Below are 20,178 nucleotides of genomic sequence, written 5' to 3' on the forward strand. Positions count from 1 at the left end.
CGCTCCGGCGCGACCACCGCCGCACCCCGCCGGAGGACTCGAAACCCCAGGTCGACGCCCGATGCCGGCCTCACTCGCCGACTCACCCGCCGCTCGGTCCACGTCAACCACGAAGCACGCCATGAACGTCCGACCGTGCGTCCGCTCCCACGTCGGCGCCGATCCTGCCTCACCTCATAAGCCGCGCTTATGAGGTCATAGATCCAGGGCAGGTACCAGGACCGGATTGTTGTTGCCAGGCTGACGGATGAGACGCTGTCGCAGCACGCGTCACTACGGCGCGTCGCCGCTTTCCGTTGCTCTCACCGGTGTGGTTGCCGGTGAACCTCGCTCGAAGGGAACTTGTCATGCCTCGCCCCCTGCGGGTCGCGATCGTCGGTGCCGGCCCCGCCGGGATCTACGCCGCTGACGCACTGCTGAAGTCCGAGGCAGCCGCCGAGCCCGGCGTCTCCATCGACCTCTTCGAGCGGGCACCGGCGCCGTTCGGGCTGATCCGCTACGGCGTCGCCCCCGACCATCCCCGCATCAAGGGCATCGTCACCGCCCTCCACCGGGTACTCGACAAGCCTCAGATCCGGCTCTTCGGCAATGTCGACTACCCGTCGGACATCAGCCTCGACGACCTGCGCGCGTTCTACGACGCCGTCATCTTCTCCACCGGCGCGAGCGCCGACCGGATGCTCGACATACCCGGCGTGGACCTCGACGGGTCCTACGGTGCGGCCGACTTCGTCTCCTGGTACGACGGCCACCCGGACGTGCCGCGCACCTGGCCGCTCGAGGCGGAGAAGGTGGCCGTCCTCGGCGTCGGCAACGTGGCCCTGGACGTGGCCCGCATCCTGGCGAAGACCGCGGACGAACTGCTGCCCACGGAAATCCCGGCGAACGTGTACGAGGGACTGGCCGCCAACAAGGCTCTCGAGGTCCATGTGTTCGGGCGGCGCGGACCCGCGCAGGCCAAGTTCACCCCGATGGAGCTGCGGGAACTCGACCACTCCCCCACCATCGAGGTCGTCGTCGCCCCCGAGGACATCGACTACGACGAGGGCAGCATCGCCGCCCGCCGGGCCGACAAGCAGGTCAACATGGTCGCCTCCACCCTGGAGAACTGGGCGATCCGCGATGTCGGCGAGCGGCCCCACAAGCTGTTCCTGCACTTCTTCGAGTCCCCCACCGAAATCGTCGGCGAGGACGGTGCGGTCGTGGGGCTGCGCACCGAACGGACGCGGCTGGACGGCACGGGCAACGTCGTCGGTACGGGCGAGAGCCGTGTCTGGGACGTCCAGTCGGTCTACCGGGCGGTCGGCTACCTGTCCGACGAACTCCCCAAGCTCCCCTTCGACTTCCTGTCCGGCACCGTGCCGAACGACGGCGGCCGGGTCATCGAGGGTGGCGAACACCTCCGGTCGACGTATGTGACCGGGTGGATCAAGCGGGGTCCCGTCGGGCTCATCGGGCACACCAAGGGCGACGCCAACGAGACGGTCGCCAAACTGCTCGACGACCACAGCAACGGCCGGCTGCACGAACCCACCGTCCCCGGCGAAGAGGCGGTACCCACGTTCCTGCGGGACAAGGGCGTGGCATACACGACGTGGAACGGCTGGCAGCGTCTGGACGCCGCCGAGAAGGCACTCGGCGCCGCGCAGGAACGCGAACGCGTGAAGATCGTCGCCCGTGAGGCGATGCTCGAGGCGAGCGCGGGCGAGGACTGAGATACGCCGTCGGCGGCCGAGGCTCCGGCAAGATCCACACGACAGGCCCTGGTGCTACACGTTCGGCCGGTCGCGCCACCCTGTGCTCGCGACCGGCCGAACGCGGTACGGACAGACCCCGTTCCGTCGGACAACCGGTCAGGCGTCCTCGAAATAGACGTCCAGGACTGCGTCGAGTTCCGACGTCCATTCCTTCAGACGCGCCCTGCTCTCCGCCTCGACCTCAGCGTCGAACCACCGGCGGGTCGAGACATGCACCGTGACCGTGAGCCGGCGCCCGAATCGCGCGGGCTTCACCTCGACCGCACCGATCTCGTCCCACCAGAAATCGGCCTCCTGGTCGTCCAGCCGGAATCGGATGCCCTTCCTGTCCGCCCTGATCGAGCCGCGGCGGTCGGCCGCCTCGAAGACGGAGCCACCCTCCTCCGGCACCTCTGCCGCTTCCACTTTCTCCGCGCCGAGAGCACCTTCCTCCTCGGGGGCGGGCTCATCCTCCGGGGCGTCCTCCGCGAGAACATCCTGAGGGACGGCGTCGCCAGTACGGTCCTCGGCCTCCTCAGGGACATCGTCCTTCTCTGTCCCTACGGGGGGCACAAGGCCTGGGACGTACGCCGGGTCTTTCCCCACGGCGTACTCGGGCCAGATTTTTGGATCTATGCGCTGCTCCACGTCCGGCAGTATGGACGACGAACCTGTACGAGCCAAGCAGTGCCGTCCCCTTGGCCACCCCGGCTCCGGATTCCGAAGGGAACCGGCCCGAAAAGGCCGGAGTCGAACGGTGCCGGCACCCCCCGGTGTCTGCCCGCCGAGCCGTCACCCGTCCAGGACCGGTCCAGCGGTGTCGAGCGCCGCGCCCGCGTCGTCGGCGAGCGTCACCGCGACCATCCGCACCTGCCGGGACGGAACGAGCCCAGGAGTGGGCCGGAGCATGAACCGCCCCACATAACGGCCGTTGTGCGCGGCACGCAGCTCGATCTCGCCGTGGGGCCAGCCGAGTTCCTCCAGGTCCCAGGGCTTCCGGTCGAGGACGACGCTGCCGTCCTGCTCCAGCCGAGCGGGGTGCCCGAGCAGACTCCCGTACTCGAAACGGCACCCGCGCAGCCACAGGATCTCGACCAGATGACGGCTGACCTGGTCGACCACGGCATCGGGAGAGCCGGCGGACTGGGCGAGTGCGGCCGTGTCGTGGATCCGGGCGAGGAGTCCGGCGTCGAGCATGGTGACGACATGCAACCGCCTTGCACGGGCGGCCAGTTGCGATACGGCGAGCCCCACGGCCAGCAGCAGGACGGCCGTCGCGATGTCGTTCGGGTCGGTGATGGCGAACCGTTCGAAGGGCCGCGCGAGGAAGAAGTCGAACCACACGGCCGACGACAGCGCGGCGAGCGCGCCCGCGACGCGGTTCCCGATGGCGGCGACGGCCACCACGACCACCACCAGGATCAGCGCGAGATTCGTGCTCGCCAGGCCCGCGCGGAAGGGCACCAGCAGCAGAGCGACCACGAGAGGCGCCGCCAGCGCGGCACCCAGGGCAACGCGGTCACGGAGCGGGTATCCCATGGGTCCACCTCGCAGCGGCTCGTACGCCGGCCGCCGGTCGGGCCCTCGGCGGCCGGTCCCGGTGGCAGGCCCCTTCGTGGGGCCACGACACCATCGTGTACCCGGGGCCCCGCCCGGACCGGCGGGGGCGGAGACCTTGACGCGGCTCTTCCGCCGGCGCCGCGGGCCTTGACACCGTCCTGATGGCAGGACGCTGTCAAGGCCCGCGAAGATCCACCGGACAGGCCCTAATCCGCGGCCCTGTTGATCTCCTTCGTGCCCAGCACCCGGGAGGCGGCACCGGCTCCGCCTCCGGCCGGGGCCCCGGCTACCGCGATCATCGCCCGCCCCAGCCGCTCGGTCGTGGTGACCTGGTCCGGAACGAGCCTTCTCAGTACGGGGAAGAGCGGCGCGCCCACCACGTACAGAACCCGGTACAGCCTCGTCCTCGACGTGATCCCGTGCAGCGGCTGGATAAAGCCCGGCCGGAACATGTACGCGTCCATCTCCAGCGCCAGCAGGTCGTTCTCGGTCTTCCCCTTGATCCGGGCCCAGGCCACCCGCCCCCGCTCGGACGTGTCCGTCCCCTGCCCGGACACGTAGACGAAGGTGAGCCCCCTATTCCAGGAGGACAGGGCACGGGCCACGGTGAGGGTGAGGTCGTAGGTGACCCGGCGGTACGCCTCTTCTGCCATGCCGGCCGACGAGACACCGAGGCAGAAGAAGCAGGCGTCGTATCCGGAGAACTCGGCTTCGGCCCCGGGCCGGTCCATCACGCCCGCCAGATCGGCGTGGAGGATCTCGCGCAGTTTCGGATGCTCGACGCCGACCGTGGTGCGGCCGACCACCAGGACGCTCTCGACCGCGCCGTCGCGCAGACACTCGCGCAGGACGCCCTGCCCGACCATCCCGGTCGCGCCGAAGAGGATCACCTTCATTGTTGTGTTTCCCGCTTTCCGCCGTACCGCTCGTGAATTCCCGGACCAGTGACCTCGGCGACGCCCGCGACTCCCGCGGTGCACGCGGCAGGAGCGAACTCACCGAGTTCGCCGGGGGTCCCGCACACGCCCCATGATCCCGTAGGTGACATGGCGGCGCCACAGCGGGCTCCTGGACCTGGCTAGGGAATACGGGCAACACCCGCGTAGAAGCCGCTCAGTTCGTCCGCGGGCGCCGGCTCGTCCTTGTACCAGTGGGTGGCCGTCACCAGCCCGGGAGGCGTGAGTTCGAGGCCGTCGAAGAATCGCCCGACCTCGGCATGGTCGCGCATACGCAGCGGGATCTCGCCCTCCCTGTACGCCTTCATGACCTTTTCCTCGTACTGCGGGTGTTCGTCGAAGGTGGTGTGCGAGAGGAGCAGATAGCTGCCCGAGGGCAGCGCGTCCACCAGTGTGCGGGTGATGCCGTACGGATCGTCCTCGTCGGGTATGAAGTGCATCAACGCGATGAGGGACAGCGCGACGGGACGGCTGAAGTCCAGTAAACCGCGGGCGTGGTCGAGGATCTCCTGTGGCCGGCGGACATCCGCCTGGACATAGTCGGTCCTGCCTTCCGGCGCGCTGATGAGCAGGGCCTCGGCGTGGCGCAGGACGATGGGATCGTTGTCCGTGTAGACGATCCGCGACTCCGGGAGGATCTCCTGGACGATCTGATGCAGATTCGGCTCGGTCGGGATTCCCGTACCGATGTCAAGGTACTGATCGATGCCCTGCCGGGCCACCCAGGCCGAGGCGCGCCGCATGAACGCCCGGTTCCGCCGGGCGTTTCCCTTGGCCTCCGGCGGGATCGCCTGCCCGACGGCCTGGTCGACCGCGTAGTTGTCCTTGCCGCCCAAGAGCCAGTCGTACACCCGTGCCGGATGCGGCTTGCTGGTGTCCAGCTGAGGTTTCGGCTTCGATGTACCCGCGGTCATGGGGCGCTCCTGTGTGGGCGGTCGCGACGATGAACCAGCAACGATGAGGCGCCCGTTGACGTATGGCGAGCGGGCGGGCGAACAGCCTACTCGCGAGAGCGCGTTGAGCATGCGCGTCCACGCGCCCGGCGACGGCCTCGCGCCCCGGCGCGTCCCCGCACCCGACTCCTTTTGAGACCGACTGGACAAGAATTCGATTCCCCGACCACGATGTGTCTCGCACAACGCGGTAGCGCCGGGGCAGATGGAGAATCTCCCCCGCTCGGACCGCCTCACCACGATTAACCGGAGGGACTCGCCGTGAGCTTTGGCGACCCGAACAACCCGTACAGCCGGCCCCCGCAGAACCAGCCCGGTTATGGATACCCGCAACAGCCGCCTGCCGGCGTGCCTCCGCAGTACGGCTATCCGCAGCAGCCCGGTTACCCGCAGCAGGCCGGTTATCCGCAGCAACCCCAGCCGTACAGCCCGTACCCGCCGCCGGGCATGCCGGGTGGCGGTCTGCCGCCGCTGGCCCACTGGGGCCAGCGTGTGGGCGCTTCCCTCCTCGACGCGCTGATCATCGCCGGTCCCATGTACGCGGTGGGTTTCGTCGACCTCGCGACCAGTTCCGATCCGTCCACTCCGGGGGTTCTCGGCGTCGTAGGCATGCTGTACGCCTTCGGTATGGGCATCTTCCAGCTCTACAAGGAAGGCAGCACGGGCCAGACGATCGGCAAGAAGGTCGTCGGGATCAGCCTCCACCGGGAGTCGGACGGTCGCACGCTCGGCTTCGGCATGGCCTTCGTCCGCAAGCTCGCCCATATGCTCGACAGCTTCGCCTGCTACCTCGGCTGGCTGTGGCCGCTGTGGGACGACAAGAACCAGACCTTCGCCGACAAGGTGTGCAGCACCGTCGTCGTCAGGGTCAACAAGTAGGTCCTGTCCGGGACGGACGTGACACCGCCCGCCCTCAGTAGTCCTTCGGGATCGCCGAGTTCAGGGCGGCGCGCCGCTCCGCGAGGTTGTCGGCGTTCAGGCCCTCCGCCACGTCCGGCGCGTAGTGGGCGGCGATCTCGCGGAAACCGTCCAGCGTGGCCTCGTCCATGATCCGGGCGCCGGGTGTGGCGACGGGGAGCGTCAGGTAGCTGCGGACGCGGCCCAGTTCGTGTGCGTGCCGGCTCATGTCGACGGCGTAGTGGTTCACCAGGAGCCGCGTCTCCGGGTCCTCGTGCGAGATTTCGTTGGCGAGCGTCTCGAAGCCGAGGTTGAGGAACTGGTCGGGCTCATCGAGCAGGCGGTTGTGAGCCGGTGAGCCCTTCCAGCCCGCGCGGTTCCAGTTGGCATTGCCGGGGATCTCGTTCTTCGCGGGGAAGCCGCGGTATTCCGAGGACGGGAACGTCTCCAGGAGCAGGCCGCACAGGGCGCGCGTCTCGGCGAGTGTCTCCGCGGTGTCCTCGGGGACGCCGAACACATAGAGGATCTCCGGAACCAGACCGTTCTCCTCCATGTGCTGAAACGCTGTGATCAAGTCGGAGCGCAGGGTGTCGGCGTGCTTGCGCATCGCGCGCAGCACCTCCACGGAGGCAGCGCCGTCGGCGCCGAAGCCGAAGCGGTTGAAGCCGGCCCGCAGTACCAGGTCGCGTACATGGTCCGAGCGCATCGCGGCGTTGTAGGAGTCGGCGCGGGTGAGGGCGTGCAGTCCGATGCTCAGGCCCGGATGCTGCTCCTTCGTCTCGATGACGGATTCGAGTTGTCTGGTGAGCAGTTCCAGGTCGCCGCCCGGCAGTGCCTGCTGGAAGAAGTCCAGCGAGGTGCAGTAGAGGTTGAGCGAGGGGACCTCGAAGCGTTCCGCGAGGCGGCAGGCGGCGTCGAGGTGGGCCCGGACGTTGAAGAACGTCTCACGCGCCCGTGTCTGTGCCCCGCAGAAGCTGCACCCGAAGATGCAGCCCTGGCTGAACGGCAGGGTCATCTCGTGCGCGAGGTAGGTGCGCAGGGCGGACTCGCCGATCTTGTCCAGTTGGCTCCGCAGGTCGATGTCCATCGCCCCGGGAAACGCGGCCAGTGAGTTCCGGTCGCTCTTGTGCGCGCCGGGAAAGATCCGTTCGAACTCTTCTCGGGAGAGCCGTTCTATGCCCTGCCCGCCTATATGCACGCGGCCGGGCGGAAGCCCGCGGTCGGCGGTGAGGTACTGAAAGACGTGGGCGGCCGGGGCGATGTTCTGGGCGCCCATGACCGCGATGCCGAAGGAGTCGTACTCCTCCAGGTCGGGTGCCTCACGCAGGTCGTCGAGCTGGCAGTCGAACAGGCTGGGGTCGGCGATCCCGCGCCGTTCCAGCAACTCGGCGGCGTACAGCGGCGCGACGGGCAGGAAGGGCAGCCGGTCGGGGGCGAAGGGGGCGTCCCGGGCGAGGTAGTTGTCGTGGACGTAGGGCGGGTGGATCATGAGCGTCCGACCGGTCGGCATGTGCAGGTCGCCGCGCGCGGCGGGAGTGGGTAAAAGCACGCTCGTACGGGAAGTGGCCATGTCCGCCCTCCAGTGGGCCGATGCCTCGGGGATCTCACGGCGGCACCGGCCCTGCCCGGCCTCGCATGCCATCCCCTGATGGTCCGGGGGGACAGCGGGGCCGTACAGGAGCGTTTCAGCCATCGGGACAGACCTCTGGAGAGTTACGGCGCCCAGGCCCCGATCTCACGCGACTTCGCCGGCCCAGCTCTCCAGCTTCGCCCGCTGGACAGCCAAGTCGGCGGCCGAGAGCGGAACATACCCTTCCTCCGTGGGCGTCTGACGCGCGACGGCCTCCTGGCCCTGCCGGGAGAGGGCGAGGCGGCAGTACTCGTAGGCGAGGGGATCGATGCCGTCCGGGTCCTCCCACAGATAGAGATTGAGGGGGTACGACAGCGGATAGGCCCCGGCGGCCACGTCCTCCTTCGACGCCGTGCGGTACGGCTCCCCGTCCGCCGCGGCCAGCGGGAGTTCGCGCACCTGGTCCGTCAGCTCCCGGGCGGCGCACCATCCGACGACGCAGATCCCGAACGGGTCGTCGGCCACGGCGAGTACCGCGTTCTCCCTGCTGCCCACGTTCTCGGCTCGCGTGGCGACCGGCAGGCCGTCGAAGAAGCGGGCCTGGAAACCGCCGACGAAGCCCAGGCCGTCGTCCGGAAGGTAGGCGTGGATTCGGCGCCCCGCCCAGCGTCCTTCGAGACCGAGCTGGCTCCACCGTACGAGGGATCCCTCAGTATGGCCGTCGGAGAAGAGCCGTACGGCCTGTTCCAGGGTGAGGCCGGGCAGCGGATTGTCCTTGTGCGTGTAGATCGACGGAGGGGTGCGGCCGTTGTCCCGGGGGCCGTGGCCCGAGTAGCCGAAGGTGATGGAGCGCGGCTCGTAGCCGTGGGTGGCGCGGAAGGCGGCGAGATCCTCCGGCCACACCTCGCGCGAGAGGGCGGTCAGCGGAGTGGCTCCGCTGATCAGGGCGGGGAATCCGGTCGAGGAGCCCTCGAAGACCCCGTGGAAACGGATGTCCGGGTGGGCCTTGGTGAACACACCGTTCAACTCGTCCAGCAGGGCCGCCATTCCGTCGTTGCCGACGAAGAGCACATCACCGTCGGGCAGCAGATAGGGCCGGTCCTTCGGCACCGGGACCGGACGGGGTTGGTACACGGGCGGTTTCCGGGACGTCATCGGACCTCCCTCCCTTCCAGTTCGGCTCGTGCAGTGCCGAGGTCGTCGTCGGTGAGGCGGGCGAATCGCGGGGCCAGTTCGTCGGCGACGGCCTGGCCCGCCTCGGAGAGTGCGTGACGGGCCAGCTCCGCGGCGGCCGGTTCGACGAAGCCGTCGCGGCGGCGGCGCAGGACGAGCAGCAGCCGGCGTGGGAAGGCCGCCGCGAGGCCCACGGGGCGTACGCCCTCCCGTTCGAGACCGGCGGGGGCCACGGCGATACCGGCCGGGTTCGCCGCCAGCGCGTCGAGCGTCTGCCGGTCGGTCGCGGTGGTGGTCGTCAGCCGTACGACCTGTTCGACCGAGCCGAGTGCCTTGACACCACCGCTCAGGAAGTGGCGGTGCTCGGCCGACGCGATGGTGTCGATGCGCTGAGCCGCGAGGGCGCCCTGGACTCCCAGCTGGGACCAGAGGTCCAGATCGCCGGCCGGATCGCCGGAGAGGAACACGCGCGGTGTGTCGGACCGCTCCAAGGCGGCCAGGTCGTTGCTCTCGTGGACGTAGATGTCGAGAGGAGTGATCCGGGCGATCCGGACCGTGGCGGGCGGGACCCCGACGATCTTCTTGAAGGGCACCTGCTCGTCGCGGTTGTACGGCCTGGTCAGTACGGAGAGCAGGGCCCCGCCGAAGCAGAGCAGCGGTACGGCGGCCTCGGTGCTGACCAGGTTCGTCGCGTACCGGTACTCCGGGTGGTGCGCGGTGACCGCCTCGGCGAGACGCTCCACGAGGGGCGCGCCGTAGGGGCTTCCGGCGATACGGGCGGCTCCGGAGGCGTCGTGGTACCGGGGGACGTCCAGATCCTTGCTCACGGTTCTCATGTGTCCTTCGATCAGCGACAGGCTCGCGGGCACGAGCGTCGCACAAGTGGGCCCGCCCGTGGGAATCGGGCCGCGCCGCGCGATGGCCACTCGGGGAATTCGACACTTTGTGAAGACGAAGCAAGGTGCCGGACAGCGCGGTCACCGAGCTCGAAACATTTCCATAGGAGCTTGTAAAAGGGCTAGTTGGGGATGCGCTCACCTTGACTCCCGGTCGTTTCTCTTGACGAGGTGTTCACATGCCATGAACATGCCTGAGTGAGAGAGCGCTCCCCCACACTCGCATCGTTCATTTCCTGAACAAGGAGAGCCGCCATGCCCACACCCCCCACGCGTCGTACGGTTCTCGGCGTGATGGCAGCGGCAGCCGCCGCGCCGAGCACGCTCGCCCTGTCCTCGCCCGCTTCCGCGTCGTCGCCCGCAGCCGCGCGGACCGGCGCCGCCGCTCTGCCCGGCGGTGGTGATCTCGGCCCGAACGTATTGATCTTCGATCCGTCGACTCCCAATATCCAGGGCACGCTCGACCAGATATTCCGGCAACAGGAGTCGGCGCAGTTCGGCAACGGCCGCTACCAACTGCTGTTCAAGCCCGGCACCTACAACAACATCAACGCGCAGATCGGGTTCTACACCTCGATCTCGGGTCTCGGGCTCTCTCCCGACGACACCACCTTCAACGGTGATGTGACCGTGGACGCCGGCTGGTTCAACGGCAACGCCACCCAGAACTTCTGGCGCTCGGCCGAGAATTTGGCGCTCAGCCCCGTCAACGGCACCAACCGGTGGGCCGTCGCCCAGGCCGCTCCCTTCCGTCGCATGCACATCAAGGGCGGACTCAACCTCGCCCCCGCCGGTTACGGCTGGGCCAGCGGCGGCTACATCGCCGACAGCAGGATCGACGGCACTGTCGGACCGTACTCCCAGCAGCAGTGGTACACCCGCGACAGCTCCGTGGGCGGCTGGACCAATGCCGTCTGGAACATGACCTTCTCCGGCGTCGAGGGCGCCCCGGGACAGGGCTTCCCCAACCCTCCCTACACCACACTGAACAACACCCCCATCTCGCGCGAGAAGCCGTTCCTCTACCTGGACGGCGCCAACTTCAGAGTCTTCCTTCCGGAGCTGCGCACCAACGCGCGCGGCACGACATGGGGAAACGGCACGCCGAGGGGGACCTCACTCCCGCTCACCCAGTTCTACGTCGCCAAGCCCGGAGTGAGCGCGGCCACCCTCAACGAGGCCCTCGCCCAGGGCCTCAACCTGCTCTTCACGCCCGGCATTTACCATGTCGACCGGCCCGTGCGGGTCGAGCGCGCGAACACGGTGGTCCTGGGCCTCGGCTACGCCACTCTCGTACCGGACAACGGAGCGACGGCGATGAAGGTGGCCGATGTCGACGGGGTGCGGCTCGCCGGCTTCCTGATCGACGCGGGAACCGTCAACTCCACCACCCTGCTGGAGATCGGGCCGCAGGGCACGTCCACCGACCACTCCGCCAACCCGACCACCGTCCAGGACGTCTTCATCCGGATCGGCGGCGCGGGCCCCGGCAAGGCCACCACCAGCATGGTCGTCAACAGCCGTCACACGATCATCGACCACACCTGGGTCTGGCGTGCGGACCATGGACAAGGCGTGGGCTGGGAGACCAACCGCGCGGACTACGGCATCGTCGTGAACGGCGACGACGTGCTGGCGACCGGTCTGTTCGTCGAGCACTTCAACAAGTACGACGTCCAGTGGAACGGCCAGCGAGGCCGCACCATCTTCTTCCAGAACGAGAAGGCGTACGACGCCCCCAACCAGGCCGCGATCCAGAACGGCGGTACCCGGGGCTACGCCGCCTACAAGGTCGCCGACCACGTGAGCACACACGAGGGCTGGGGTCTGGGCAGCTACTGCTACTACAACGTCGACCCGTCGATCCGGCAGGCACACGGTTTCGCGGCACCCGCTGTCGCGGGTGTGAAGTTCCACGGCCTGCTCGTGGTGTCGCTCAGCGGGAACGGGCAGTACGACCACGTCATCAACGCGATCGGCTCGCCGACGTCGGGGACGACGACCGTGCCGTCCACGGTGGTGTCCTTCCCCTGAGGCCGATCGGCGCGCGCCGCGAAGCACTGACACGTCTCGCGGCGCGCGCTGCCCCGGGCACCGCAGGGTGATCACGAGGTTCGGGAATCCTGGCGCGGCCGGAGTGTTGCGGTAGGTGTGAGTACCGTGACGACGACCAGATTCTCCGTACTGGACCGCTCCCGTATCCGGGAGGGGCAGGCGGGCCCGCAGGCGCTGCGTGACACCGTCGGCTTCGCCCGGCGGATCGAAGAGCTCGGCTACCACCGCTTCTGGGTCTCCGAGCATCACGGTGTGCCGGGGGTGGCGGGCTCCGCGCCCACCGTGCTCGCGGCGGCGGTCGCCGCCGCGACCTCCACGATCCGCGTCGGCACCGGCGGTGTCATGCTGCCCAACCACCAACCACTGGTCGTCGCCGAGCAGTTCGGGGTACTGGAGTCCCTCTTCCCCGGGCGTATCGACATGGGGCTGGGCCGCTCCGTGGGATTCACCGACGGCGTACGACGGGCACTGGGCCGGGACAAGCGGGATGCCGAGGACTTCCCCCGCGGGCTCGCGGAATTGCTCGGTTACTTCCAGGGCCCCCGGACGGCGCACCCCCAGGTCCACGCCCGCCCGGCCGAGGGGCTGCGCGTGCCCGCGTTCGTCCTGGCCACCGGGAAGGGCGTGCGGACCGCCGCCGAGGCCGGGCTGCCGCTGGTCATCGCGGCCGTACGGGGCGAGGACGCCATGCTGCGGGCCATCGAGGAGTACCGGCGGGACTTCCGGCCGTCCGCCTGGGGCGAGCGCCCGTATGTGGTGCTTTCCGGTACGGTCGCGGTGGCCCGAACCACCGCGGAAGCGCACAGACTGCTGCTCCCGGAGGCCTGGTCCACGGCCTACTCCCGTACGCACGGGGAATTCCCGGCACTCCCGTCCGTCGACACCGTCCTCGCGACCGGCATGACCGACCGGGAGCGCTCACTGTTCGAGGACGCGCTGCGCGGCCAGCTGTACGGCACGGAGGACGAGGTGGCGGCCGGACTGGAGAGACTGCTCGCACGCAGCGCGGCCGACGAGTACCTGGTCACGACGAGTACGTACGACCGCGACGCGCAGCTGGACTCCTACCGGCGGCTGGCGGATCTGGCCGGACTTGTGCCAGGCGTCGCGAGCCGGCCGCCCATTCCACAAGGACCCCTTGGGCCCTGTCCGGCCGATCTTCGCCGGGCCCGGAACGCCTGACACCGCGGACCGACCCGACAAGACCGACCGGACAGGACCTAGCCGGTCCGCGCCAGCCGGTGAAACTCGTGCGGGTCGTGGGCACAGAAAAGCCTGATCAGGTCCGGTTGGGCGCGGTTCAGTTCCCGCAGGCGCAGCCTGTTGTGCCGTCGTGCGGAGTTGTCGGTGGCGAGCAGGCGTTGGACCACGGAGAGCGCGGGCGGGCGGGGCGGCCTGCCGGGGTGGATGTCCGCGGGGGAGAAGAAGGCGTCGCCGCAGTGCAGGAGCCAGCCTTCGCCGCTCCGCACAGCCACCGCGCAGTGGCCGCGCGTGTGTCCCGGCATGGGGAGCAGCAGGATCTCGGGGGTGGCCGCGGGCATCGTGAGCCGGACGGCTTGAAAGCCGAACCACTCCTCCTGGGGGCGCTCGTACTCGACCCAGTGGGGATGGTGGGCCCATTGGACGGGTCGGTAACGCACCCGCTCGCCCCTGGTCGGAGGGGCCTCGGCCGCACGCAGTTCGTCGGCCAGGACATGGACCCGTGCGTGCGGGAAGTCGGCCAGCCCTCCGGCGTGGTCGAGATCGAGGTGGGTGAGGACGATGTCACGCACATCGCGGGGATCGAGGCCCAGGGCGCGGATCTGCGTCAAGGCGGTCCGGTCCGGGGCGAGTTCGGGTCGCATGGCGGCGCGGAAGGCGAGGCCCAGCCGTCGAGGGTCGGCGACGTCGGCCGTTCCCAGTCCCGTGTCGACGAGAACCAGACCGTCGTCCGACTCGATGAGCAGGCAGTGGCTCACGAAGCGGCCGGTGAACAGCCGCCCGCTGCCGAGCAACAGGCGGCCGCCGGCCGGGCACATGCCGGCGCAGTCGAGGTGATGGATCGTCATGCCGCTCCGTGTGAGGCTGCGTAGGGGCGTTGTGGGGGGATGGCTACGGGAGCCGGTGCGGGCGGGCCCGTGTCGCGCGGACGCCACACCTCACCACGCTACGCGCAGCGTCCCGCTCCGCGTGCCGCGGGCTCGATGAGCGCCCGCGGCACACCGGTCGACCATGCCTGAGCGGTCAGGAGGCGTCGGCCTTCGCGGCCGGCAGTGTGGGGACGATGCCGAGTTGGGTGGCGATGGTGCCGCTGTCGAAGTAGACGCGCTCGCAGACGATGCGCTGCCCTTCCACCCCGTCGAAGAAGAAGAACGCGACGACAGGGCAGCGGAAAGCGCGCCCGGTGGGCGGGTTGCCGTAGAGCTCACCGAGGTGGGTGCCAAGAAGGTCGAACTCGGCGACGACGGCGTCGTCGGTGTGGTGCAACCGGACGTTTTCGTGCCGCTGGTCGGGAAAGGCCGCACGCGTCAGGTTGTAGTAACTCATCACCTCGGCCGGACCGTCGAAGACCTGACCGGTGGTCATTATCTCGTAGCGGGGGTGGTCGAAGGTGGCGAGGGTGACATCGAATTCCTGCGTGCTCTCGGACTCGAAGTGCTCGCGCACCAGGGCTTCTCGTGCCTCTCGGAGAGCGGTCTGCGGGGTCGTCATATGTGCGGGACTCCATCCTGGAGAGCTGCGGCCGCGCCGCCGACCACCGACGCTCGATCCGGCGCGGACCGCTGTCTCGGGTGAGCACACCGCCCGCGCCGCCCCGATCGAGGCACCAGCGGTCGAGAGCGTTCACAGGCTCTGTGACCTGGACAGCTGCGCATGCAGCCTTAAACTCGATACATCTGGGTACTGAATACACTTGAGTATCCAGTTGGAGGAGGTCGCATGTCAACGCCCGAGCCGGCACCCGCCAGAGTCCGCCGAGCACCCCGCGCCGACACCCGCGCAGCCCTGCTGACCGCCGCTGTCCACACCTTCGGCCGGCACGGCTTCGCCCAGAGTTCCCTCGAACAGGTCGCGGCGGCGGCCGGCTTGTCGCGCGGTGCGATCTACTCCAATTTCACCGGGAAGGACGACCTGTTCCTGGCTCTGCTCCGGGAGACGGTGGACGAACGTCTGCGGCAGCTGCGCGATGCGGTACGTCCCGCGCCGAGCGAGGGCGAGCGGGCGATGGGGGCCGGCAGGTCGATGACCGAAGCGCTGCGGCAGCGCCCGGACCTCCATCTGCTGATGATGGAGTTCTGGCTGCGCGCCGCTCGCGATCCGGCTGTACGCGAACACTTCATGACGCACCGTCAGGAAATCCGGTCCGCGGTGGTCGGACTCCTGGAGGAGCACCAGGAGTCCGGGAAGGCCGAGCTGCCGATGCCGGCCGGTCAACTGGCCACCGGAATCATCGCGTTGTTCAACGGATTCGGCCTGGAGTACCTGGTCGACCCGGAGAGCGCCTCACCCGAATTGTTCGGGCGGCTGCTGGCCACACTGCTCCAGGCACCGCGCTGAGGGCGGGCGTGACTGTCGCGCGACCGCAGGGAGGCGTCCACCAACGACAACTCCCCGCCGGCCGACCGGCGGCGGTACCCGGCAGGCCCGGTCCCGGCGGATCCTCGGCGGGACCGGGCCTGATCCTCTGCGGGCCGTGCCTTCCGCCACCTGGAGCGGAGGACGGGCGCGGATCAGCGGCCGGGCACGGACGCGTGGGCGGGCACGGACCGGTGCGGCGCTCCCCCGCGTCGCGCGCTCACCGCGCCTCGTCGGCCGCCAACGGCCCGTGAACCGCCGGTTGTCCGGTACGGACCGCCGGGCTGCCCGGCCGGTTGATGAAGGCGACGCCGAGGACCGCCAGCACGGACGCGGCCGCGAGAGCGTACAGACCTCCGTTGGTGCTGCCGGTGGTGTCCTTGAGATAGCCGAAGAGCGTGGGAGAGACGAATCCACCGAGGTTGCCGAGCGAGTTGACCACCGCCAGCCCGGCCGCGGCGATCTTCAGGTCGAGCCCGGCCTGCGCCATCGGCCAGAACAGGGTGGCGGCGCACTTCCCTCCGATCGCGGCCAGGGTGAGGGCGAGCAGACCGAACCAGGGGGAGCCCAGGGTGGCGAGGAAGGCGCCCGACGCCGACAGGATCAGACAGACCGCGAGATACGGCCTGCGGTCCGGGGCGCGGTCCGTGAAGTGGCTCATCGTGTACATCGCGATCACCGCGCAGATCCACGGGATGGCGGACAGCAGCCCGATCTGGAAGGGCGAGAGCCCGCCGATCTCCGCCACCAGGCTCGGCAGCCAGAAGGTGATCGCGTAGCCGGTGAGGGCCATGGCGAAGAAGACCCCGGTCAGCAGGGCGACCTGGGGGTGGAGCAGCAGGCGGAACCGCGACACCTTGGGGGCCCGGCTGCGGGACTCCTGGTCGCGCGCGACCGCGGATCCCAGCGCGTCCTTCTCCTCCTGAGTGAGCCAGCGGGCGTCACCGATACGGGAGACGAGGAAGAATCCGGCGACGAACCCGACCAGGATGGAGAAGGCCCCTTCGAGCGCGAACATCCAGCGCCAGCCGGCGAATCCGCCCACACCGTGCAGTTCCAGCAGCGCGCCGGTGATCGGGCCGGTCACGATGTAGGCCGTGGCGGAACCGCCCAGGAAGATCGCGCTGGCCCGGCCGCGGCTGGAGTCCGGCAGCCACTGGGTGAAGTACAGGAGCACGCCGGGGAAGAAGCCCGCCTCCGCGATACCGAGGACGAACCGCAGCACGTAGAACATCGTCACGTTCTGGATGAAGCACATCGCCAGGATCACCAGGCCCCAGGTGATCATGATGCGGGTCAGCCAGACCCGGGCCCCGAAGCGCTCCATCAGCATGTTGCTCGGCACCTCGAAGAGGGCGTACCCGATGAAGAACAGGCCGGCGCCGAGGCCGTAGGCGGTGGCGCTCACCCCCACGTCGGCCCGCAACTCGTCCTGGACGAAGCCGACGTTCGTGCGGTCCATCTGGTTGACCAGGAGCATCAGGACCAGAATGGGCAGCATGCGGCGCAGGAATTTGCCGACCGCGCGACTTTCGGCGTCGGGCTCGCTCTCGGGACTCTTCGCAAAAGGCTGCGGGACCATCATTGTCTCCCACTTCAATTGCCGTGACGGCATGACAGATGTGCCTGGGGCCCACACCGTTGACCGCGCGGGCCGAACTCCGCTCGCGAGGGCGAGGGATCGCACCGCACCCCGATCGGGGTGGCGCATAGTGATGTATATGTATGTGAACGGGCGTTACACGTGTGGACACGTTACGGTCGCGTGTCCACCGGGTCAATGACTTCCCCGCGGAATCCCCCAGGACCGCGTCGAGCGCCCAACTGAGGGGATCGGCCACGTCAGGAGCAGTACGTGACGGCCCGATTGCTTGACGGTTCCGGCGGTGCGTCCTAAATTTACTGACGCTTACATCATCATGGATCACGGTTACATACGTGAACGGAGTCTTATGCTTGACGGAGTGCTGTTCTTTCCGGTCACGCCGTTCGCACCCGACGGCACCCTCGATCCGCGAACCCTCGGCACGCATGTACGGGCGGGGGTGGACGCCGGTGCGGGCGCGGTCTTCCCCGCCTGCGGTACCGGAGAGTTCCACGCCCTGTCGCCACGGGAGCACACCGACGTCGTACGCACCGCGGTCGAGTCGGTGGACGGGGCGGTCCCCGTCTTCGCGGGCGTCGGCGGCCCGCTCCCGACGGCGATCGAACTCGCCGGAGCGGCACGCGAGAACGGCGCGGACGGGCTGCTCCTGCTGCCGCCGTACCTGGTCAACGCGGATCAGGACGGACTGGTGCGGTACGTACGGGAGGTCGCTCAGGCCGCCGGGCTGCCCCTCATCGTCTACAACCGGGCCAATGCCCGGTTCAGCCCCCGCGCCGCCGTGGAAGTCGCCGCGATCGACCGGGTCGTCGGCTTCAAGGACGGTGTGGGCGACATCGAAACCCTGGCGCGCACCGTCGTCGCCATCCGCGAATCGCTGCGTGAGCGCGCCAAACCCTTCCAGTTCTTCAACGGACTCCCCACCGCGGAGGCGACCGTCCCCGCCTACCGGGCCATTGGTGTCCCGCTGTACTCGTCCGCCGTCTTCTGCTTCGCCCCCGAGATCTCCCTGGCCTTCCACCGCGCGGTGACCACGGGCGACGAGAAGCGCGTCGACGCCCTCCTGGCCGGTTTCTTCCATCCGCTGGTCGCGCTGCGCGACAAGGTTCCCGGATACGCGGTCTCCCTGGTCAAGGCCGGTGTACGGCTGCGCGGCCTGGACGTCGGACCGGTCCGCGCACCGCTGAGCGACCCCACGCGGGAAGACCTCGACGAACTCTCCGCGCTCCTGGAGCGAGGACTCGAACTCGTAAGGAACGCGTGACCATGAGCGCCGAACAGCTGCGGATCTCCGCCGTCACCATCACGCCCGTCGCCTTCCGCGACCCGCCGCTCCTCAACTCGGTCGGCGTCCACGAACCGTACGCCCTGCGCGCGATCGTCGAAGTGCGCACGGACGGCGGGCTCACCGGACTCGGCGAGACCTACGCCGACGCCAGGCATCTGGAACGGCTCCGGGCCGTGGCGGAACGGATCGTCGGACTCGACGTCTACGCCACCGAGGAACTCCACCGGCGCGTCGGCGAGGTCATCGCCCGTGTCGGCGGCGTCGGTGGCTCCGGTCTGACCGGGATGGTCACCACCAGCAGCACCGTCGACCGGGTGCACTCCCCGTTCGAGGTCGCGCTGCTCGACATCCAGGGACAGGCGTGCGGCCGGCCCGTCTCCGATCTCCTCGGCGGCGCGGTGCGCGCGTCGGTGCCCTTCAGCGCCTACCTGTTCTACAAGTGGGCGAGCCACCCCGGTTCCGACCCGGACGAGTGGGGCGCGGCGCTGGACCCCGACGGCGTGGTGGCCCAGGCCCGGCGCATGGTCGACGCGTACGGATTCACCGCGATCAAGCTCAAGGGCGGGGTCCTGCCGCCCGAGGAGGAGGTCGAGGCGGTACGGGCGCTGCGCGCCGAGTTCCCGGACCACCCGCTGCGGCTCGACCCGAACGCCGCCTGGACGGTGCCCACTTCCATCGAGGTCGGCCGGGCACTCGACGGTGTGCTGGAGTACCTGGAGGACCCGACACCGGGCATCGAGGGCATGGCCGCCGTCGCCCGCGAGGTGTCGATGCCGCTGGCGACCAACATGTGCGTCGTGGCCTTCGACGAGCTCCATCCCTCGGTGGCGGTGGACGCCGTGCAGGTCATCCTCTCCGACCACCACTACTGGGGCGGGCTGCGTCGCTCCAAACTCCTGTCCGGGATCTGCGACACGTTCGGCATGGGCCTGTCCATGCACTCGAACTCGCATCTGGGCATCAGCCTCGCGGCGATGACCCATCTCGCGGCGGCCACGCCCAACCTCACGTACGCCTGTGACACCCACTGGCCGTGGAAGACCGAGGACATCATCGAGCCCGGTGTACTGGCGTTCAAGGACGGCTCGGTGGCGGTGCCCACCAGCCCCGGCCTCGGCGTCACGCTCGACCGCGACGCGCTGGGGGTCCTGCACGAGCAATACCTGACCAGCGGTCTGCGCAACAGGGACGACACCGGCTACATGCGCACCATCCACCCGACCTACCGGGCCACCATCCCGCGCTGGTAGAGGAAGAGAGAACAAGAGGGCGAGGCCCGGCGGGGAAGGACCGCGCCACCGGGCCTCAAAGGTGGGATGGGGACTCCGGCCGTCCCGAGCGTACGGCCACAGCTCCCGGCCCCGCGGCCGATCGCTCCGGCAGGAGGGGGCCGCCGCTACGGGTACCGTAAAGGTGTACCGATTCCCGTGGGCCTCCTGGTGGGCTGCGTGACCCCAGGAGGAGCAGCATGACGACGAACCGCGGACGCAAGGACGTCATCCGGGACCGGATGGCCGCGACCGGTGAGTCGTACAACGTCGCGGCCCGCAACCTCAAGGCGATGAAGGACATGGGCGCCACCCGGGAGGCCGTACTCGTCCAGCGCTGGCGCCCGGCGGACTCCTTCGACGTGCCCTGTCCGTGCGGCGGGACCTGCGAACCCGGCGAGAAGTGCGATCACTGCCACGCGCGGCACCGGCATGTGAAGCGGTACCCCGGCAGCGTCACGGACGTGGAGACGTGGGCGGACCGGTACGAATGCACCGGGTGCTCGTCCTCGTACACCCTGACCGTCCAGCTGACCGGCCGCCCGTGGGGCGTCGCCGAGACCGTGATCCAGGGCGGGGCGGCGGAGCCGGTCATCCGGGTCCGGGTGTTCCCCGGCGTCGTGCATCCGCTGCTGCGCCCCGAGTCGCCCGAAGACGTCTGACACGCA

At 69.2% G+C, this 20,178-nt stretch carries 18 protein-coding genes; 8 read left to right on the forward strand and 10 right to left on the reverse strand.

Features of this window, described 5'->3' with window-relative positions:
- The first annotated feature begins 347 nt into the window (after positions 1-347).
- Positions 348-1,715 (forward strand): FAD-dependent oxidoreductase, encoded by a 1,368-nt coding sequence (locus tag ACIOJD_RS24205; protein ID WP_401917314.1) that lies wholly within the window; start codon positions 348-350, stop codon positions 1,713-1,715.
- 138 nt (positions 1,716-1,853) lie between these two features.
- Here ACIOJD_RS24205 and ACIOJD_RS24210 read toward each other — a convergent pair whose 3' ends face one another.
- The 4 genes from ACIOJD_RS24210 to ACIOJD_RS24225 form a co-directional block, all read right to left on the reverse strand.
- Positions 1,854-2,384 (reverse strand): hypothetical protein, encoded by a 531-nt coding sequence (locus ACIOJD_RS24210; RefSeq protein ID WP_401917317.1) that lies wholly within the window; start codon positions 2,382-2,384, stop codon positions 1,854-1,856.
- Positions 2,385-2,528: 144 nt separating this feature from the next.
- Positions 2,529-3,275, reverse strand: coding sequence for a DUF4118 domain-containing protein (locus ACIOJD_RS24215; RefSeq protein WP_401917320.1), 747 nt, complete (start codon positions 3,273-3,275; stop codon positions 2,529-2,531).
- A 227-nt stretch (positions 3,276-3,502) separates the two neighbouring features.
- On the reverse strand, positions 3,503-4,192 hold the full coding sequence (locus ACIOJD_RS24220; RefSeq protein ID WP_401917323.1) for an epimerase: 690 nt from the start codon (positions 4,190-4,192) through the stop codon (positions 3,503-3,505).
- 182 nt (positions 4,193-4,374) lie between these two features.
- A complete protein-coding gene (locus ACIOJD_RS24225; RefSeq protein ID WP_401917324.1) occupies positions 4,375-5,166 on the reverse strand; it encodes an SAM-dependent methyltransferase in 792 nt (263 codons plus the stop codon).
- Between the two features lie 300 nt (positions 5,167-5,466).
- Between ACIOJD_RS24225 and ACIOJD_RS24230 the strand changes: the two genes are divergently transcribed.
- On the forward strand, positions 5,467-6,084 hold the full coding sequence (locus ACIOJD_RS24230; RefSeq protein ID WP_401917327.1) for an RDD family protein: 618 nt from the start codon (positions 5,467-5,469) through the stop codon (positions 6,082-6,084).
- Between the two features lie 34 nt (positions 6,085-6,118).
- On the opposite strand, the gene ACIOJD_RS24235 is transcribed toward ACIOJD_RS24230, so the two are convergent.
- From ACIOJD_RS24235 to ACIOJD_RS24245, 3 genes are all read right to left on the reverse strand, one after another.
- The gene (locus tag ACIOJD_RS24235; RefSeq protein ID WP_401917330.1) at positions 6,119-7,672 is read right to left on the reverse strand and encodes a hypothetical protein; all 1,554 of its coding nucleotides are present in this window, start codon (positions 7,670-7,672) and stop codon (positions 6,119-6,121) included.
- 165 nt (positions 7,673-7,837) lie between these two features.
- Complete coding sequence (locus ACIOJD_RS24240; protein WP_401917331.1) at positions 7,838-8,806, reverse strand: PstS family phosphate ABC transporter substrate-binding protein; 969 nt, start codon at positions 8,804-8,806, stop codon at positions 7,838-7,840.
- 17 nt (positions 8,807-8,823) lie between these two features.
- On the reverse strand, positions 8,824-9,672 hold the full coding sequence (locus ACIOJD_RS24245) for a hypothetical protein (RefSeq protein ID WP_401917333.1): 849 nt from the start codon (positions 9,670-9,672) through the stop codon (positions 8,824-8,826).
- 324 nt (positions 9,673-9,996) lie between these two features.
- Here ACIOJD_RS24245 and ACIOJD_RS24250 point away from each other — a divergent pair, with 324 nt between their 5' ends.
- On the forward strand, positions 9,997-11,775 hold the full coding sequence (locus ACIOJD_RS24250; protein ID WP_401917336.1) for a coagulation factor 5/8 type domain-containing protein: 1,779 nt from the start codon (positions 9,997-9,999) through the stop codon (positions 11,773-11,775).
- 117 nt (positions 11,776-11,892) lie between these two features.
- A complete protein-coding gene (locus ACIOJD_RS24255; RefSeq protein WP_401917339.1) occupies positions 11,893-12,978 on the forward strand; it encodes an LLM class flavin-dependent oxidoreductase in 1,086 nt (361 codons plus the stop codon).
- Positions 12,979-13,016: 38 nt separating this feature from the next.
- On the opposite strand, the gene ACIOJD_RS24260 is transcribed toward ACIOJD_RS24255, so the two are convergent.
- Positions 13,017-13,844 (reverse strand): MBL fold metallo-hydrolase, encoded by an 828-nt coding sequence (locus ACIOJD_RS24260; RefSeq protein WP_401917342.1) that lies wholly within the window; start codon positions 13,842-13,844, stop codon positions 13,017-13,019.
- 175 nt (positions 13,845-14,019) lie between these two features.
- On the reverse strand, positions 14,020-14,487 hold the full coding sequence (locus ACIOJD_RS24265; protein WP_401917345.1) for an ester cyclase: 468 nt from the start codon (positions 14,485-14,487) through the stop codon (positions 14,020-14,022).
- A gap of 228 nt (positions 14,488-14,715) precedes the next feature.
- Between ACIOJD_RS24265 and ACIOJD_RS24270 the strand changes: the two genes are divergently transcribed.
- Positions 14,716-15,333 carry a TetR/AcrR family transcriptional regulator gene (locus ACIOJD_RS24270; protein WP_401917348.1) on the forward strand — a complete coding sequence of 206 codons (618 nt, stop codon included), beginning with the start codon at positions 14,716-14,718 and terminating at the stop codon, positions 15,331-15,333.
- A 238-nt stretch (positions 15,334-15,571) separates the two neighbouring features.
- Here the strand turns inward: ACIOJD_RS24270 and ACIOJD_RS24275 are convergent, their stop codons facing one another.
- A complete protein-coding gene (locus tag ACIOJD_RS24275) occupies positions 15,572-16,852 on the reverse strand; it encodes an MFS transporter (RefSeq protein WP_401917350.1) in 1,281 nt (426 codons plus the stop codon).
- 451 nt (positions 16,853-17,303) lie between these two features.
- On the opposite strand from ACIOJD_RS24275, the gene ACIOJD_RS24280 reads away from it, so the two are divergent.
- The 3 genes from ACIOJD_RS24280 (at position 17,304) to ACIOJD_RS24290 (ending at position 20,172) form a co-directional block, all read left to right on the forward strand.
- Entirely contained in the window at positions 17,304-18,218 is a 915-nt protein-coding gene (locus ACIOJD_RS24280; protein WP_401917353.1) for a 5-dehydro-4-deoxyglucarate dehydratase, read from the forward strand.
- A 2-nt stretch (positions 18,219-18,220) separates the two neighbouring features.
- Complete coding sequence (locus ACIOJD_RS24285; protein WP_401917355.1) at positions 18,221-19,492, forward strand: glucarate dehydratase family protein; 1,272 nt, start codon at positions 18,221-18,223, stop codon at positions 19,490-19,492.
- A gap of 218 nt (positions 19,493-19,710) precedes the next feature.
- Positions 19,711-20,172, forward strand: coding sequence for a hypothetical protein (locus ACIOJD_RS24290; protein WP_401917357.1), 462 nt, complete (start codon positions 19,711-19,713; stop codon positions 20,170-20,172).
- The last annotated feature ends 6 nt before the right edge of the window (positions 20,173-20,178 follow it).

Origin of the sequence: Streptomyces sp. NPDC088116 (genome assembly GCF_044741745.1) — a bacterium.
In the GTDB taxonomy this organism is placed as follows: domain Bacteria; phylum Actinomycetota; class Actinomycetes; order Streptomycetales; family Streptomycetaceae; genus Streptomyces.

Bases quoted from the DNA above. Each gene is read 5' to 3' on its own strand.
- ACIOJD_RS24235 (WP_401917330.1), bottom strand. From the start codon at position 7,672: ATGGCCACTTCCCGTACGAGCGTGCTTTTACCCACTCCCGCCGCGCGC.
- ACIOJD_RS24260 (WP_401917342.1), bottom strand. From the start codon at position 13,844: ATGACGATCCATCACCTCGACTGCGCCGGCATGTGCCCGGCCGGCGGC.
- ACIOJD_RS24275 (WP_401917350.1), bottom strand. From the start codon at position 16,852: ATGCTGCCCATTCTGGTCCTGATGCTCCTGGTCAACCAGATGGACCGC.
- ACIOJD_RS24290 (WP_401917357.1), top strand. From the start codon at position 19,711: ATGACGACGAACCGCGGACGCAAGGACGTCATCCGGGACCGGATGGCC.
- ACIOJD_RS24270 (WP_401917348.1), top strand. From the start codon at position 14,716: ATGTCAACGCCCGAGCCGGCACCCGCCAGAGTCCGCCGAGCACCCCGC.
- ACIOJD_RS24280 (WP_401917353.1), top strand. From the start codon at position 17,304: ATGCTTGACGGAGTGCTGTTCTTTCCGGTCACGCCGTTCGCACCCGAC.
- ACIOJD_RS24205 (WP_401917314.1), top strand. From the start codon at position 348: ATGCCTCGCCCCCTGCGGGTCGCGATCGTCGGTGCCGGCCCCGCCGGG.
- ACIOJD_RS24220 (WP_401917323.1), bottom strand. From the start codon at position 4,192: ATGAAGGTGATCCTCTTCGGCGCGACCGGGATGGTCGGGCAGGGCGTC.
- ACIOJD_RS24215 (WP_401917320.1), bottom strand. From the start codon at position 3,275: ATGGGATACCCGCTCCGTGACCGCGTTGCCCTGGGTGCCGCGCTGGCG.
- ACIOJD_RS24250 (WP_401917336.1), top strand. From the start codon at position 9,997: ATGCCCACACCCCCCACGCGTCGTACGGTTCTCGGCGTGATGGCAGCG.
- ACIOJD_RS24285 (WP_401917355.1), top strand. From the start codon at position 18,221: ATGAGCGCCGAACAGCTGCGGATCTCCGCCGTCACCATCACGCCCGTC.
- ACIOJD_RS24225 (WP_401917324.1), bottom strand. From the start codon at position 5,166: ATGACCGCGGGTACATCGAAGCCGAAACCTCAGCTGGACACCAGCAAG.
- ACIOJD_RS24265 (WP_401917345.1), bottom strand. From the start codon at position 14,487: ATGACGACCCCGCAGACCGCTCTCCGAGAGGCACGAGAAGCCCTGGTG.